Genomic DNA, 15,656 nt, shown 5'->3' on the forward strand with positions numbered 1-15,656 from the left:
GCTGCTCGCCTCGGTGCTGCGGCCGGGCCGTACGGACCCGGCCGCGGCCGAGCCGAGCGTCAGGAGCGGGACACTCGGGTGACCTCGCACTTGGTGTACTCGGAGCCGTCGCCGGATCCGGGGTAGGAGGTGGAGAGTTCCTCGGACTTGGAGGCGCCCGCCGCGACCGCGATGGCGGTCTTCGTCGCGCTCGCGGGGACGACGGTGACGCCGGCGTCGCCCGTGAACTTCATCGTGACGTTGTAGTCGTAGTCGAGCACGCCGTCGTTCTTGATGGTGACGCGGCCGACGAGGTTCTTCGTCGCCGGGTCGTACTTGCACTCGTCGATGGTCACATCGCGCATGGCCTTGTTGCCGCTGCTCGAACCGCCGGTCACGGAACCGCCGGTGCTGCTGCTCGACGAGCTGTCGTTGTCGCTGTGGTTGCTGCCGCTGCTGTGGCTGCCGGAGCTGCTGCCGCCGCAGCTGGCGCCGTGCGAGCCGCGGGCACCGGTGAGGGCGACGACCGCGATGCCGAAGACAGCGATCGCACGGACATGACGCATCTTCATGTTTGAATCCCCGTGGAAAGTGGTAGAACGAACGCTCGTTGACGAGCGCACGTCACCCTAACAGCGGTCGGGGACCCTCTCAGCCGCCCGGGCGGACGATGAGGCTCCGGGGAGCCCGCGTGATGAGCCCCGTGGGCGCGGGACGGAAGCCGTCGGCGAGTCGCAGCCGCGGCATGGCCGTGAAGAGGGCCCGCAGGGCGTACTCCGCCTCGAAGCCGGCGAGCAGCACCGCCGGGCAGAACCCCGAGCCGTACGTGAGCTGGCCCGGGTCGTCCCGGAACGGGTCGAAGCGGTCCGGCTCGCGGAAGCGCTCCGGATCGCGGCCCGCCGAGCCGACGAGCAGCGCGACGGACGCGCCCGCGGGGACGATCCCGCCGCTCACCGGCACCTCGGCGCTCGTGCGGCGCACGGCGATCTGCACGGGCGGGTCCCGGCGCAGCGACTCGGCCCAGGCGCGGGCGACGAGACCGGTCGGCGCGTCGCGGAGGGCGGCGACCAGGTCGGGGTCCGCGAGGACGTTGCCGAGGAAGGAGGCCAGCGCCTTCTCCCGTACGGCGATCTGACCGCCGCACTCCCCCGCCAGCGCCCCGGCCGCACGGCCGCGGACGAGCCGCATCATGTCGCGGTAGGGCACGCCGACGGCCGCGGCGACGGTGCCGGCGGGCAGCCAGTGGCAGAAGTCGGCGACCAGATCGGCCCGGGACCGTTCGGCGATCCGGGCGGCCAGGACGTAGGCGGTGCGTTCGGTGACCGCGCGCAGGGCCTCCACGTCGACGTCGACATGGGCCTGCGCGCAGGGCGGGTCGCCGGGCCGGTGCCCGTGCGTGAAGCGGGCGTCGGTGAGGGCGGCGGCCACGTCCGCGTACCGGCTGAGGACCCAGGCCCGCAGCAGCGGGTCGTAGGTGAGGGGGAACTCCTCGCGCAGGGTCCGGTGGATCCCGTGCGGGTCCCACGAGGCGCCGGGGTCGAGAGGACTGGGCGCGACGGTCCGCCCACCCGGCGGGACGGGCCCGGCGGCGGCCGGGTCGGCGAGGGTGCGCACATGGCCGGGAAGGGGCGTACGGGTGGGGGCCTCGGTCCCGGTCGCCGCGGGCGCCTCGGCCGGCGGTGCCGCCGGTGCCGCCGGTGCCATCGACGGCAGGCGGCTCCACAGGTCTTCCGGCTCCTCCGGCCGCTCGCTCCCCCTGCCCCGGTCCGGCTCGCGGTTCGGCGCGTCGCTCATCTCGCCCCCTGTCGATCGGCGGTGGGTGCCGCGGCCGGCGATCGTGGCCCGCGTCTACCCAGCCCATCACCGTGCGGGCCGCTCCGCCCGCCGCGTACCGCCGAACGGGTGAAGCCCGCGCTCAGTCGACGGACAGCCGGAACGACATCTGGCCGAAGCCGACCACGTCCCCGGCCCGCACCACCACGGCGCCGGTGACCCGCCGCCCGTTGACGGTGGTGCCGTTCGTCGAGCCGAGGTCGCGGAGCACCCAGAGACCGCCCTGGAGCGAGAGTTCGGCGTGCAGCCGGGAGGCCGTCTCATGGCTGAGCCGCAGCCCGTTGACCGGGTCGCGCCCGATCCGCAGCGGGTGCGGGCCCGGGTGCGGCAGGAGCAGCTTCGGCAGCCGCTCCGCGCTCCAGGCGCGCCCGATCCGCGCGGTGAACGCGGACATCCGCTCGACCGCGCCGACCACCCGGCGGGTCCAGGTGCCCTCGGAGCGCAGGTCGGCGGTGAGCAGGGCGAGTTCGTCGGGCCGGCGGGCCTGGAGCGCCCGCTCCATCCGGAAGAGGAACGTGTCGTGCGAGAGGCGGCCCTGGGCGGCGCCCTCACGGAGCAGCACCAGCGCGCGGTCCCGCTCGGCGTCGGTCAGCCGAGGGGAGTTCGCCGGAAGCTCGAAAGGGGTCGTCACACTGCAGATTGTCGGTCCGTCGGCCCCGACGTGTCCAGAAGGGCCCAGGGCCTGCGGAAACTCCGTACCGGTCGCGGCGTGACGCCTGTTACCTTCTGCCGTCCTCACACCAGAGATTCCCAGGGGGAAACCGGACGTGACCACGTCTTCCTCGTCCACGGACGACCAGCACCACGAGCACGACCAGCACGACCAGCACCACGAGCACGACCAGCACCACCAGCACCACCAGCACGACGACGCGCACGACCAGCGCCACGCCGAGCACGACCTGCACGACGACCCGCACGGCTCCGGCCCCGCGCAGTCCACTTCGGCCGTCCCCGGCCTCTACGTCCGCCCGCTCACCGGCCCCGGGGAACTCGACCTCTTCCTCCGCCTCACCTACTCGCTCGACCACGAGCTCGCCGACGACCTCGCGACCGGCCGTCGCCTCCCGCAGTGGATGTGGGTGGCCCTCGACGGCGACCGGCTCGTCGGCCGGCTCGCCTGGTGGACCCACGCGGCGGGCGCCGCACCCCAGGCGCTCGACTTCTTCGACCTCGACCCGGAGCTGTCCGCCGAGGAGCGCGCCGAGGTCGGTCTGCGGCTCCTGACGACCGCGACGGCCGCGGTGATCCCGGCGGGCACGCGGCGCCCCGAGTTCGGGCGGTTCATCCCGGCGGACTGGCGGGAGGTCCCGGAGACCCGGTCCGTCCTGGAGTCCCTCTTCGCCGTCCTGGAGCGCACGGGCGCCCGCCCGCTGGTGGAGCGGCTGCGCCTGGAGTGGCGGCCCGGCACCCCCGTACCGGAGCCGAAGGGCCGTCTGGAGTTCCGTCCCGTGCGGGACCGCGAGGACCTCCTCGCGCTGATGACGCCGGTCATGGAGGGCACGCTCGACGCGCACGGCCAGGCCGATCTGGCCTCCGGCCTGTCGGCGCGGGAGGCGGCCGAGCTGCACTACGACGAGGAGCTCGCGCACTACTCCTCGCCCCGCGAGTGGTGGCAGGTCGCCCGGCTGCCGGAGACCGGCGAGCCGGTCGGCTTCGTCATCCCCGCGCGGAACAACTACCACCACACCATCGCGTACATCGGTGTGCTGCCCGCCCACCGCGGGCACGGGTACATCGACGACATCCTGGCGGAGGGGACCCGGATCCTGGCCGCCGCCGACGTGCCCCGGATCCGGGCGGCGACGGACGTGGGGAACGTGCCGATGGCGGCGTCCTTCGCCCGTGCGGGCTACGTGGCGTTCGAGCGCGCGGTCAACTACGTGTGGGACGCACCGGGCGAGTCGGGGTCCTGACTGCCAGGATGGTCGCGGTAGCACTGCCGGAGTGGCTGGACCGTCGACGAGGGGATTCCCGTGCTCTTCGAGGTGTGGGCGCCGAGCGCCCGTGACCGGGTGACGCTGGAGCTGAACGGCTCCGCCCATCCCCTGGACCGGGACGCGGAGCGGGACGGCTGGTGGTCGGGGGTGGTGCCCGCCGGGGACGGCGACCGGTACGGCTTCTCCCTCGACGGCGGTCCCGTGCTGCCCGACCCGCGCTCGCGCCGGCTGCCCGACGGGCCCGACGGGCTGAGCGCGGTCGTCGACCACTCGGCGTACTCCTGGCGCCACGAATCCCCGCGGCTGCGGCTGCGCGGCGCCGTCCTGTACGAGCTGCACATCGGCACCTTCACCCCGGAGGGCACGCTCGACGCGGCGGCCGCGCGGCTCGGGGAGCTCGCGGGCCTCGGCATCACCCACGTGGAGCTGATGCCGCTGTGCCCGTTCCCCGGGGTGCGGGGCTGGGGGTACGACGGGGTGGCGCCGTGGGCGGTGCACGAGCCGTACGGCGGGCCCGAGGCGCTGAAGCGGTTCACGGACGCGGCGCACGGGCTCGGCATGGGCGTGGTGCTCGACGTGGTGCACAACCACCTGGGCCCGTCGGGCAACCATCTCCCGTCCTTCGGGCCGTACTTCACGGACACCCACCACACGCCGTGGGGCGCGGCGGTGAACCTGGACGCGCCGGGTTCGGACGAGGTGCGGGCGTACTTCCTGGGGAGCGCGCTCGCCTGGCTGCGGGACTACCGGATCGACGGGCTGCGGCTCGACGCGGTGCACGCCCTCGCCGACACGCGGGCGCTGACCTTCCTGGAGGAACTGTCCACGACCGTGGACGCGTTGGCGAAGGAGCAGGGCCGCCCGCACTTCCTGATCGCGGAGTCCGACCTGGCCGATCCGCGCACGACCACGCCGCGCACGCTCGGCGGGCTCGGCGTGCACGCCCAGTGGAACGACGACTTCCACCACGCCCTGCACACGGCCCTGACCGGCGAGTCCCAGGGCTACTACGGGGACTTCGCGCGCGCCCCGATGGCGTCGCTCGCCAAGACGCTCACCCGCGTCTTCTTCCACGACGGCACGTACTCCACGTTCCGCGGCCGCCACCACGGGCGTCCGGTGGACCGGGAGCGCACCCCCGCCCACCGCTTCCTGGGGTACGCGCAGACGCACGACCAGATCGGCAACCGGGCCCTCGGCGACCGCCTCTCGGCCTCCCTCTCGCCCGGTCTGCTCGCCTGCGCGGCGACGCTCGTCCTCACCGGCCCCTCGGTGCCGATGCTGTTCATGGGCGAGGAGTGGGGGGCGAGCACGCCCTGGATGTACTTCACCGACCACACGGACCCGGAGCTCGCGGAGGCCGTACGGCGGGGCCGTAAGCGGGAGTTCGCGGCGCACGGCTGGTCCGAGGACGAGGTCCCCGACCCCCAGGAGGCGGCCACCCGTGACCGCTCGGTCCTGGACCGGTCCGAACGCGAGCGGGACCCGCACAAGCGGCTCCTCGCCTGGCACCGCCAGCTGATCGCGCTGCGCCGCACCCTGCCCGATCTGACGGACCCGGACCTGGCGGGCGTGAAGGTGGCCTTCGACGAGGAGGCCCACTGGCTGGTCTTCCGGCGCGGGGACCTGCGGGTGGCCGTGAACCTGGGCAAGGAGCCGACGGTGATCCCGATCGGCTCCAACGGCCGCGACCGGGTCCTGGCCTCCTGGGACCCGGTCGAGGCGCCGTCGTCGGACGGCCTGCTCGCCCTCCCCGGCGAGTCGGCGATCGTCCTGACGGACGGCTGATCCGCCCGTCTCCTGTGGGTGGATACTCTGCACCGTGACCACCATCTACCGCACCGAGGCGGGCCGGGAGCAGATAGGGGGCTGGTGCCTCGACCGGCTCGACGCCTGGGGGGTGCCGCACGAGCGGGACGTCTTCGGCGCGGGAGGCGCCGCGACGCACGCGGTGATCGCGGGCATCCCCGGCCCGTCCGGGACGACGGTCGTCCTCGTCCCCGGCACGAACTTCAACGCCGCCGCGTCCCTGCCCCTGGCCGACGCCCTGCTCGCGGCCGGCCACCGGGTCGTCCTGCTCGACGTGCCCGGCCAGCCGGGCCTGAGCTCCGGCGAACGCGGCCTCGCCAAGGGCAGGTTGAGCTGGTACGGGGCCTGGCTCGACGAGGCCGTGGCGGAGACCTGCGAGGGGCGGCCCGTCACCGTCCTCGGGCACTCGTTCGGCGCGGCGATCGCCCTGTCCGCCTCCTCGGCGCACATCGAGCGCCTGGTCCTGGTCTCCCCCGGCGGCCTGTCCTCACTGCGTCTTCCGCCCGCGCTGCTCGCCGCCTCGGCCGCCTGGTTCCTGCGGCCCACGCCCGCCCGCAGCGCCCGGCTGCTGCGCACGATGCTGGCGCCCGGTCATGAGCCACGGGCGGAGCTGGTGGAGTGGATGACGCTCGTGGCGCGGCACGCCCGGTCCAGCGGGGCGCCCGGGCTCGCGGATCCGGGCGCCCGGAAGGTGCCGGTCACGGCCGTGACCGGAGAGCGGGATGTGTTCCTGCCGCCGGAGCGGCTTCGGCCCGCGGTCCGCGCCCGGCTGGGCGAGGGCGCGGAGCTCGGAGTCGTACCCGACGCGGGTCACCTGGTGGTGGAGGAGTTCCCGGAGCGGATCGCCGCGCTGGTGTCCCAGGGGCGGTAGTCAGTCGACGATGGCCATCTCGTGCGGGGTGTTGTTGAAGCGGCGGCCCCCGCCGTCCTCCGTGGCCGTGACGATGTCCTCGATGCGGACGCCGAAGCGGCCCGGGAGGTAGACGCCGGGTTCGATGGAGAAGCACATGCCGGGGACGACGGGGAGTTCCTCGCCCTCGATCATGTACGGCGGTTCGTGGGTGGTGACGCCGATGCCGTGGCCGGTGCGGTGGATGAAGTACTCGCCGTAGCCGGCGTCCGTGATGACCTTGCGGGCCGCCCGGTCGATCTCCTGGCAGGCGACCCCGGGGCGGACCGCCTCGAAGCCGGCCTGCTGGGCCTCGCGGACGAGGTCGTGGACGCGGCGCTCCTCGTCGGTGGGCTCGCCGACGTGGACGGTGCGGGTGGTGTCGGAGCCGTAGCCGTGCTTGAGGCCGCCGAAGTCGAGGACGACCATGTCGCCGCGCTCGATGACCCGGTCGCCGGCCTCGTGGTGCGGGTTGGCGCCGTTGGGTCCTGAGCCGACGACGGTGAAGTCGACCTGGGAGTGGCCGAACTCGATGAGGAGCCGGGCGAGGTCGGCGGCGACGTCGGTCTCCTTGCGGCCGGCGAAGCGGACCTTGAGGATCTCGCCGTACGCCTGGTCGGCGGCGGCTCCGGCGGCCGCGATCCTGGCGAGTTCATGGGCGTCCTTGACGCCACGGAGCATCGGCAGGGCCTCGGTGAGGGAGACGTACGAGGTGCCGGGCAGGGCCTGCTGGAGGCCGAGGAGGTGCATGGCCCAGGCGTTGTCGCTGACGCCGAACCGGCCGTCGACGTCGAGGAGCGGGGCGGTGACGGCGTACGGGTCCTTGCCGTCGGTCCAGTCCCGCAGGGTGAGCGCGGCGGCTCCGGCGGCCTTCTCGGCGTCGGGGGCCTCCAGGGTCGGGACGACGAGGACCGGTTCCTGGCCGGCGGCGAGGACGAGGACGGTGAGCCGCTCGGTGATCGCGGTCGGCTGGTAGCCGGTGAGGTAGACCAGGTCGGGTCCGGGGGCGACGAGGACGCCCGCGAGTCCGGCGTCGGCGGCGGACTCGGCGGCGCGGGCCATCCGGGCCCGGTAGTCGTCCGCGGTGAAGGGCACGACCTGTTCCGACATGGTGGCTTCTCCTCGACGTCTTCGGCTGCGTCCGGTACGACGTACAGCATCCTGCCGGGCGGGGACGCGGGCCGCGACCGGATACCGGAGAGCGGCGACCGGAATCAGCGGCGGTCGGGGCCCTGGGCGATGAGCCGTTCCAGGAGCTCGTGGAAGTCCTCGCCGACGACGATCCGCAGGTCGCCCCGCTCCTCGTCGTGCTCGCTGAGCTGGGTGAGGGTGCCGTCGCGCCACCAGAAGACGTACGGGCTGATGGCGCCCGGCACGTCCTCGTACCCGGCGGCGGCGAAGGAGGCCATCGCGCCGAGGGCCGGGATGATCGAGGTGTCGCGGATGGGGTGGAAGGCGAGCTGGTGCCGGAAGGGCAGGGCGACGAGGGCGCCGTGCTCGCCGAGCGGGACGCCGGTGACGCGCTGGACGACGTGGTCGAGGTCGAGGACGCGGCTGGCGGTGTAGAAGGAGTCGCCGAGGATGATCTCGAAGCACATGCCGTCGGCGTCGCGGACCGTCTCGTGCTCCTCGACGGGCAGTCCGCGCAGGTTGCGCAGGGCCCGGTCGCGGAGCTGCGCGTGGTCCCCGAGCCGTTCCAGGGCCTCGTCGGTGAGCATCATGACGCTCTCCGGCAGGTCGAGCGCGAGGACCTCGTAGAGCCCGGGGGCGACGGTCCTGGCGTAGCCGAAGGCGCCGGCGTCGATGCCGTCGCCGGAGACGACCCGGGGGTACAGCTGGGCGCGGATCTGCTCGGGCGGCAGGGTGTCGAGCGCGGAGGGGCCCTCCATGGCGCGGACGACGAGGCCGATGTGGCGGTGGATCATGCCGGGCCAGACGCGGGGGCCGCGCGGGTCCTGGTGGCAGACGGCGGCGAGGTTGCCGAGGCCGTAGCGCCGGCCCTTGTCGTCGACGACGTGGTCGGCGTAGACGCTGACCTCCAGGCCGAGTTCGGCGAAGGTCTCGCGGACCCGGCCGCGGAAGAGCGCGGCCTCCCGCTGGGAGAAGTACGCGAACTCGGGGTCCCTCGGTGCGTCGTCGCCGTCCCGCCTGGGTCCTCGTCGCAGCCACCTCACACCCGTCCGCCTTCCGTCGCCGTTGCGCACAGGGTAGCGACTGCGGATGTCAGCCCTTGAGCCGTCGGGCGAACTCGGCCACCGGACCGGACGGTTCGCGGTCCGCGCCCGCCGGGAGGAGGAGTTCGGTGCGGTGGACGAGGCGGGGCGCGACCAGGGGGACGGCGGCCGCCCCGGGCAGGCCCTCGGCCGCCGGCAGCGGAAGCAGGGCCAGACCGTGCCCGGCTGCGGCGAGGGCGGCGAGGGTGCGGGTGTCGGTGCCCTCGTAGCGCAGGGCGTCGCGGAAGCCGCGCCCGCCGGGCCCTCCGTGGACGGCCCGGAGCCGGTCGAGGGAGATGCCGGCGTCGGGCGCGTCCAGCCAGCGGGCGTCGACGAGGTCGTCGAGCCGGAGCCCGGGGCGGCCGGCGAGCGGGTGGTCGACGGGCAGGACGACGGCGAGGGGCTCCTCGGTGACACGGGTCGCGGCGAGCGGGGCGACGTCCGCGAGCCGCAGCGGGTCGCTGGGGGCGGCGATCCCGTCGACGAGCCCGGCGTCCGCCTCGCCGGTGGCGACGACGACGGGCACCCGCTCGCGGGGCAGGGCGCGCAGGGTGACGCCGGTGGCGGGCAGGGCGGCGAGGGTACGGGAGGTGAGGGCGAGCGGGGAGGCGGCGACGTCCAGGGTCGCGCGGGGCGCGGCGGCGAACCGATCGAGGTCGGCGCGGGCCGCGTCGAGGCGGAGCAGCAGCGCCCCGGCGTGCTCGAGGAGCCGCTCCCCGGCCGGGGTGGGGGCGACGGGCCGCCGGGTGAGCAGCGCCAGTCCGAGGTCGTTCTCCAGGGCGGCGATGTGCTGGGAGACGGCGGACTGGGTGTAGCCGAGGTCGCGCGCGGCCTCGGAGAAGGAGGCGAGCCGCGCGACCGTGACGTAGGTGCGGAGCAGGTGCGGGTCCACCGGTTCAGGACCCGAACGGCGTCTTGAGGAGGTCCTTGGCGTAGTACGCGAGGGAGCGGTTGTAGCGGGGCAGCAGCGGTGCGAGGGCGCCGAGGGCGAGGGAGGCGGCCTCGCGGTCGCGGCCGGTGTCGGCGAGGGCGAGGGCGAGGAAGGCGTCGACGGCGCCGGAGAGGGCCTGCTCGTCGGCGTCGAGCCGGTCGGCGGGGAGGGCGCGCTCGGCGGTGAGGAGTTCGACGCTGCGGTCGGGGCGGCCGAGGTTGCGCAGGCTGCTGGCGAGCTGGATGACGGCCCGGCGGCGGCGCAGGCCGGTGAGGCCGAGGTCGAGGGCCCGCTCGTAGTGGACGACGGCCTGTTCGGGCATGCCGGTGGAGTCGTGGGCGGCGCCCTGCTCGAAGACGGCGGCCGGGTCGTCGGCGGGCCGCTCGGCGGCGAGGGCGGCGACGCGGGCGCGGAAGTCGGCCGGTTCGAGGTCGTCGAGGCGCTCCCAGAGGGCGGTGACGCGGGACTCCCAGTCGTGATCGTTCGTCATGTGCCCACCCTAGCGGGGCGAGGATAAGCGTCCGTGATGGAAGGACCAGGAATCATCGTTGGACGTGAACGGGCGGCGGCGCCCAGCATGAGGGCCATGAACTCACCGACGCACACCCCCCGGATCGCCCTGGTCGGCGACCGCTCCCCGCACGTCCGCTCGCACGTCCGCATCCCCCTCCTCCTCGACGCCCTCGCCGAGCGCGACGGGCTCGTCCTCGACGCGTACTGGATCCCGACGGCCGACGCGGAGGCCCTGGGCGCGGTGCGGCGCTTCGACGCGGTGTGGGTGCTGCCGGGCAGCCCGTACGTGAGCGAGGCGGGGGCGCTGGCGGCGATCCGTACGGCCCGCGAGGACGGCATCCCGTTCCTCGGCACCTGCGCCGGTTTCCAGCACACCCTGATCGAGTACGCGCGGGACGTCTGCGGTCTGGAGCGGGCGGCGCACGCCGAGAACGACCCCTCGGCCGACCCGGAGGACCTGCTGATCGCGCCGCTCGCCTGCTCGCTGGTGGGCCACGAGGGGGTCGTACGGGTCACCCCCGGCTCGCTCGCCGAGAAGGCGCTGGGCGCGGAGCGGACGACGGAGCGGTACCACTGCAACTACGGCGCGGACAACCGCCACCTGGACACCCTGCGGGCGCACGGTCTCCGCTTCACGGGCGCGGACGAGGAGGGCGGCATCCGCATCGCCGAACTCCCCTCGCACCCCTTCTTCCTGGCGACCCTGTTCCAGCCGGAGCTGGCGGGCGACGGCACGCGCCCGCACCCGCTGATCAGGGCGCTGGCGGTGGCGGCGACGGAACACGCGGGCGGGACGCTCACGGAGAAGGCGTACGCGGGGGCCGGGGCGCGCTGAGGCCCGGCCGCCGCGGCCCGGGACGCGCTGAGGCCCGGGCGTCGCAGGCCGTGGCGCCTAGGCCCCGGTCGTCGCGGGGTCCGGGTCCTGGGTCGGGCTCGGGCGGCGGCGGGTGCGTTCCGCCCAGGCGGCCACCGGCGGGCCCGCCGCGCCCACGGCCGCGAAGAACAGGCCGAGCAGCAGCCAGCCGGCGTGTCCGAGTCCGAGGACCGCGGTCGTCAGGACCACCGGAGCCAGGGCCTGCCCGGCGTTGAAGGCGATGCCGAAGAAGCCCTGGTACTGCCCCTGGGCGTGGGCGGGGGCGAGTTCGAAGGCGAGCGTGTAACCGCCCGAGGACTCCCACACCTCCCCGAGGCTGTGCAGACAGACGGCGAGGATGGCGAGCGCCGCCGCGACCCAGGCCGGAACGTCCGCGGTCAGCGCCATCAAGGGGCAGCTGACCAGGAAGAGCAGCCCGGCGATACGGAAGGCCCGGCCGCCCTGCCGCGGGGTCTCGACCCGGGAGCCGATCCGGCTCTGGAGCAGGACGCACACCCCGCTGTTGACCGCGTAGACCACCGCCACGGTCCAGCGGGGCGCGTCGGTGTGGGCGGAGAGCCAGATCGGCAGGAGCAGGGAGACGGTCTGGTACTGCAGGCCCATGGCGCCGTAGAGCGCCGTGAAGGTCAGGTACGGCCGGTCGGTCAGGACGGCCCAGCGGTGGTGCTCCTCGGGGCGGGGCAGCGGCCGGTAGTCGGGGACGCCGATCAGGCCGATCAGGGCGGCACCGGCGAAGCTGGCGGCGTTGGCGAGGATGAGCACGGTGTAGGCCGCGCGGGTGTCGACGGCGACGGCGAAGCCGGCGCCGACCGTGCCCAGGACGACGCCGAGGTTGACCCAGGTGCGGAGCTTGGCCCGGAAGGCCGCCGGGCGTTCGCCGCCGGCCCGGGCGACGAGCCCGCCGCCCGCGGCGCCGCCCGCCGTCGCCGCCAGCCGGTCCAGGGTGGCGACGAGCGTGAACGTGACCCAGTCGTGGATGAGGACGAACGCGGCCATCGTCACGGCCTGCACGACGACGGCCACCAGCCAGACCGTACGCGGCCCGTAGCGGTCGGCGAGGTTCCCGGCCGGGATCCCGGCGAGCAGCCCGACGAGCCCGGCGACCGTGAGGCCGACCCCGACCTGTGCGGCGGGCAGGTGCACCACGAGGGTGAAGTAGAGCACCGCGGCGGTGTTGAAGAGCCCGTTGCCCACCCGGCTGACGAAGCTCGCGGCGATGAGGGCGCGCTGCGGACGGTTCCCCGTCCCGGCGTCCTTCCCGGTCACGGGGCTCACAGCGCGGGCAGCTCTCGGCCGACCAGCGCGCGCAGCCGTTCCGCGTCCTCCGGGGAGGGCAGCCCGCGCAGCGGCAGCACCTCCACGAGCAGGATGTTCGGGTCGCGGCTGAGGAGCACCAGGTGGTCGCGGGTCTCGCGGTAGCCGCGGAAGACCGACCAGCGCTGGAGCAGGGACACGTGCGCGGTGTCGGTCGTGATCCCCGTACCGCTCACGGACGCGCGGTACTCGCCCTGCCAGGAGACCGTGCGCAGCGCGTGGTGGGCCTGGAGGTGGGGCATCGCCCAGATCAGGACGGCGCAGAAGACGGCGAGGACGAGCGACACGGCGGAGGGCCGGCGCGAGGCCAGGGTCAGCAGGGCGCCCGCGCAGAAGAGCGCGACGAACCCCCATCGGACCAGATGGTGGCGGCGGAGGCGCTCGCGCACCAGGACCCCGGCGAGGATGTCGGCCCGCGTGGGTCGGTAGGCCAGCTTGACCATGTCCATGCCCGTGTCCGTGTCCATGATCCGTCAGCGTACTGTCCCGCTAACTCATGCTCACGATCAGGTCGGCGCGGTCCCGACCGCGGGCCACCAGGCGGGCGTTGGCCTCGTCGGAGTCGTGGACCCAGCGCTCGGCACGGGCCCGGTCCTTGCCGAAGCGGACGTGCCGCTCGACGAGCCGGGGGACGCGGCGGCGGGCGTCGAGCTCCAGGTACCAGGCCTCGTCGAGGAGGGGCAGGACGCCGGCCCAGGCGCCCTCGTCGTGCAGCAGGTAGTTGCCCTCGGTGACGACGAGCGGAACCTCGGGCGCGACGGGTATCGCCCCGGCGACGGGCTCCTCCAGGGAGCGGTCGAAGGCGGGCGCGTAGACGGTGGTGCCGGGGACGGGGGTGCGGAGCCGGGCGAGGAGCGCGGTGTACCCGGCGGCGTCGAAGGTGTCCGGCGCGCCCTTCCGCCCGGCCCGCCCGAGCCGTTCGAGCTCGGCCTGCGCCAGATGGAACCCGTCCATCGGTACGAGCACGGCGTGCCCGTCGAGCCGGGCGACGAGCCGCGCGGCGAGCGTGGACTTCCCGGCCCCGGGCGCCCCGGCGATCCCGAGCACCCGCCGCGTGCCGTCTCCGGCGAGCGCCCGCGCGCGCCGGACCAGCCGGTCGAACTCCTGCGCGTCCATGCGGGGCATTGTCGCACCGGCGCCGCGACCCCGGACCCTCTCAGCCGACGGGAACCGGCTGTGCCAGGCGGGGCGTCGAGCGGTGCAGGCCCCGGCGGTCGTAGAACCAGGTGAAGGCGAGGCCGAGGACGAGCGACACGGCGAAGCCGATGCCGACCATGGTCCAGGCGCGGCCGAGTCCGGCGTCGACCCGTGCGTCGAAGTAGAGGATGGACCGGACGCCGTCGACGACCTGCCGGAACGGTTCGAACTCGGCCAGGAAGCGGTAGAAGTCCGGGAGCGCCTGGATCGGGATGGTGGCGCCGGCCGACGGGATGGCGAGGCCGATCAGGACCAGCATCGAGACGATGGGGCCCGGGGTGCCGAAGACGGCGAGCAGGGCGAGCGCGGTGATGCCCATCGCGGCCGTGGCGCAGGTGCCGAAGAACCACAGCATCGGCCGGTGGGTGGCGTCGATGCCGACGACGTCGACGGCCGCGATCATGGCGAGGGCGGAGGTCAGCATCGACAGCACGACCATGAGCACCGAGCAGACCAGGAAGTGGTGCACCCGGGTGGCGTGCTGGACGGGCCTGACGATGCGGAACGGGCCCTTGTCGCTGGCGGCGTAGCCGAGGTCGGTGTCCACCTGCAGGTGGATGACGTTGGCGCCGAGCATGCCGCCGAGGACGAGGATGAGCGCGTAGAAGAAGGCGCTCAGGCCGAGGCCGCTGTGCTGTCCGAGGGGGTGGCCTTCCTGGACGGTGACCTTCACCGGGTCGGCGATCATCAGCTGCGCGGCGGCACCCGGGGCGGTGTGCGCGGTGGTGCCCTGCGCCGCCGCACGGTGCGCGGCCGCCTGACCCAGCTGCTTGCCCACCTCCGCGGAGGTGGTCGCGACGACCTTGCGGTTGATCTCGGCGGCCATGGCGGAGCCGAAGCTTCCGGCGGCGGGATTGGTCAGCACCGTCATGGTCGGCGGATGCGGCGTGCGCTGGGCGGGCCCGGCGAGCGCGGCCACGGAGGCGGAGAAGTCGTCCGGGATGACCAGGGCGCCGAACACCTCGCCGCGGGCGAGCAGGTCGTCGGCGGTGCGGCGGTCGACCGTCTTCCAGTCGACCTTCTCCTTCAGGTCTGCGGATCCGGTGATCTTCGCGGTGATCTGTGCGCCCAGGTCGATCCGCTCGCCGCCGACCCGGGTGCCCTTGTCCGTGTCGACCAGGGCGATCGGCAGGTCCTTCGTCGCGCCGACCGGGTCGTTGTTGGCACCCAGGTAGAGCAGGGAGAGGACGAAGGACAGCAGGCCGAGGATCACCGCCGAGGGCAGCCACACGCCACGCCGGCGCAGCAGTCCGCGGGCGCTCACGCGCAGCGGATGGGTGGGTTCGGGCATGACGGGCTCCGCTTCGATGGGAATGTCGCCGCTGGTCGGCGGCGTACTAGAAACCTTCACTTTCCAGTTGAAGAGTGACACTATCGAGTTGTGGTGTCCATCCGAGCCCTTGGGAGACTGATCACATCCCCTGGGAGACTGACCTCACGGAACAGCTTCGAGCGAGAGTGCCCATGAAGATCTCTGACCTGAGCCGTCTGTCCGGAACTCCGGTCGGAACGATCAAGTACTACCTGCGGGAAGGTCTGCTGCCGCCCGGCCGCCCGCTCGGAGCCACGCTGACCCTGTACGGGGACGAGCACGTCCAGCGCCTGCGCCTGATCCGCGCCCTGACCGCCCGCGGCGGCCTGTCCATCGCCGCGACCCGCGACGTCCTCGCGGCGATCGACGAGCCGCTCGACCCGCTCGCCACGCTCGGCGTCGTGCACTACGCGCTCCCGACCCCCGTCGACGCCGCGGAGACGGAAGCGGTGGACGAGCAGGCGCCGCGGGTCGACGAGCTCGTACGCGCCATGGACTGGGACGTCTCCCCGGACTCCCCGCACCGCCGCGCGCTCGCCGCCAGCCTCATGGACCTCAGCCGCCTCGGCATCGAGTACGGCACGGGGGACCTGCTGCCCTACGCCGAGCTGGCCGCGGCCGCCGCGAAGCTCGACGTCGACCAGGTGGAGGAGCTCGACGACGCCGAGGACCGGCTCAAGCTCGCCGAGCACGCCGCCATCGTCGTCCTCCTCCTGGAACCGGTCCTGGCCCTGCTGCGTCGTATGGCCCAGGAGAACGAGACCCGCCGCCGGGCCGCGTGGGCGCGCACGCCCGAAGAGGCCGCCCCGAACCCGCCGGCCGCCCCGCGCTGACGAGGGGGCGACCCTCGTG

The 15,656-nt window shown here is 74.1% G+C and carries 16 protein-coding genes; 5 read left to right on the top strand and 11 right to left on the bottom strand.

Features of this window, described 5'->3' with window-relative positions; genetic code table 11:
- Positions 1-59: 59 nt before the first annotated feature.
- The 3 genes from ACWGN5_RS11195 to ACWGN5_RS11205 form a co-directional block, all read right to left on the bottom strand.
- Positions 60-551 (bottom strand): hypothetical protein, encoded by a 492-nt coding sequence (locus tag ACWGN5_RS11195; RefSeq protein ID WP_453513509.1) that lies wholly within the window; start codon positions 549-551, stop codon positions 60-62.
- Between the two features lie 79 nt (positions 552-630).
- Entirely contained in the window at positions 631-1,683 is a 1,053-nt protein-coding gene (locus tag ACWGN5_RS11200; protein ID WP_453513580.1) for a cytochrome P450, read from the bottom strand.
- A 211-nt stretch (positions 1,684-1,894) separates the two neighbouring features.
- Positions 1,895-2,443: an FHA domain-containing protein gene (locus tag ACWGN5_RS11205; RefSeq protein ID WP_453513511.1), complete on the bottom strand. Its 549-nt coding sequence runs from the start codon at positions 2,441-2,443 to the stop codon at positions 1,895-1,897.
- Positions 2,444-2,714: 271 nt separating this feature from the next.
- Here ACWGN5_RS11205 and ACWGN5_RS11210 point away from each other — a divergent pair, with 271 nt between their 5' ends.
- From ACWGN5_RS11210 to ACWGN5_RS11220, 3 genes are read left to right on the top strand one after another with little or no spacing between them, the layout of a single operon-like run.
- Positions 2,715-3,728, top strand: a complete 1,014-nt coding sequence (locus tag ACWGN5_RS11210) for a GNAT family N-acetyltransferase (protein ID WP_453513582.1) — start codon at positions 2,715-2,717, stop codon at positions 3,726-3,728.
- Between the two features lie 60 nt (positions 3,729-3,788).
- Positions 3,789-5,540, top strand: coding sequence for a malto-oligosyltrehalose trehalohydrolase (gene treZ / locus ACWGN5_RS11215; RefSeq protein WP_453513513.1), 1,752 nt, complete (start codon positions 3,789-3,791; stop codon positions 5,538-5,540).
- A 34-nt stretch (positions 5,541-5,574) separates the two neighbouring features.
- A complete protein-coding gene (locus ACWGN5_RS11220; protein ID WP_453513515.1) occupies positions 5,575-6,432 on the top strand; it encodes an alpha/beta fold hydrolase in 858 nt (285 codons plus the stop codon).
- Here the strand turns inward: ACWGN5_RS11220 and ACWGN5_RS11225 are convergent, their stop codons facing one another.
- From ACWGN5_RS11225 to ACWGN5_RS11240, 4 genes are all read right to left on the bottom strand, one after another.
- Positions 6,433-7,560 (bottom strand): M24 family metallopeptidase, encoded by a 1,128-nt coding sequence (locus ACWGN5_RS11225; RefSeq protein ID WP_453513516.1) that lies wholly within the window; start codon positions 7,558-7,560, stop codon positions 6,433-6,435.
- A gap of 104 nt (positions 7,561-7,664) precedes the next feature.
- Positions 7,665-8,624 carry a hypothetical protein gene (locus ACWGN5_RS11230; protein ID WP_453513517.1) on the bottom strand — a complete coding sequence of 320 codons (960 nt, stop codon included), beginning with the start codon at positions 8,622-8,624 and terminating at the stop codon, positions 7,665-7,667.
- Between the two features lie 49 nt (positions 8,625-8,673).
- A complete protein-coding gene (locus ACWGN5_RS11235) occupies positions 8,674-9,555 on the bottom strand; it encodes a LysR family transcriptional regulator (protein WP_453513519.1) in 882 nt (293 codons plus the stop codon).
- A 4-nt stretch (positions 9,556-9,559) separates the two neighbouring features.
- Positions 9,560-10,084, bottom strand: coding sequence for a tetratricopeptide repeat protein (locus ACWGN5_RS11240; protein WP_453513521.1), 525 nt, complete (start codon positions 10,082-10,084; stop codon positions 9,560-9,562).
- Between the two features lie 96 nt (positions 10,085-10,180).
- On the opposite strand from ACWGN5_RS11240, the gene ACWGN5_RS11245 reads away from it, so the two are divergent.
- Positions 10,181-10,942 (top strand): CTP synthase C-terminal region-related (seleno)protein, encoded by a 762-nt coding sequence (locus ACWGN5_RS11245; protein WP_453513523.1) that lies wholly within the window; start codon positions 10,181-10,183, stop codon positions 10,940-10,942.
- Between the two features lie 57 nt (positions 10,943-10,999).
- Here the strand turns inward: ACWGN5_RS11245 and ACWGN5_RS11250 are convergent, their stop codons facing one another.
- From ACWGN5_RS11250 to ACWGN5_RS11265, 4 genes are read right to left on the bottom strand one after another with little or no spacing between them, the layout of a single operon-like run.
- Positions 11,000-12,247: an MFS transporter gene (locus tag ACWGN5_RS11250; RefSeq protein WP_453513525.1), complete on the bottom strand. Its 1,248-nt coding sequence runs from the start codon at positions 12,245-12,247 to the stop codon at positions 11,000-11,002.
- A gap of 5 nt (positions 12,248-12,252) precedes the next feature.
- Positions 12,253-12,762, bottom strand: a complete 510-nt coding sequence (locus ACWGN5_RS11255) for a YcxB family protein (protein WP_453513527.1) — start codon at positions 12,760-12,762, stop codon at positions 12,253-12,255.
- A 22-nt stretch (positions 12,763-12,784) separates the two neighbouring features.
- The gene (locus ACWGN5_RS11260; RefSeq protein WP_453513528.1) at positions 12,785-13,420 is read right to left on the bottom strand and encodes a nucleoside/nucleotide kinase family protein; all 636 of its coding nucleotides are present in this window, start codon (positions 13,418-13,420) and stop codon (positions 12,785-12,787) included.
- A gap of 31 nt (positions 13,421-13,451) precedes the next feature.
- Positions 13,452-14,783 carry a DUF3533 domain-containing protein gene (locus ACWGN5_RS11265; RefSeq protein WP_453513529.1) on the bottom strand — a complete coding sequence of 444 codons (1,332 nt, stop codon included), beginning with the start codon at positions 14,781-14,783 and terminating at the stop codon, positions 13,452-13,454.
- 173 nt (positions 14,784-14,956) lie between these two features.
- Here ACWGN5_RS11265 and ACWGN5_RS11270 point away from each other — a divergent pair, with 173 nt between their 5' ends.
- Positions 14,957-15,637 carry a MerR family transcriptional regulator gene (locus tag ACWGN5_RS11270; RefSeq protein ID WP_453513531.1) on the top strand — a complete coding sequence of 227 codons (681 nt, stop codon included), beginning with the start codon at positions 14,957-14,959 and terminating at the stop codon, positions 15,635-15,637.
- Positions 15,638-15,656: the final 19 nt, after the last annotated feature.

The sequence above is a fragment of the Streptomyces sp. NPDC055815 genome (genome assembly GCF_053616475.1).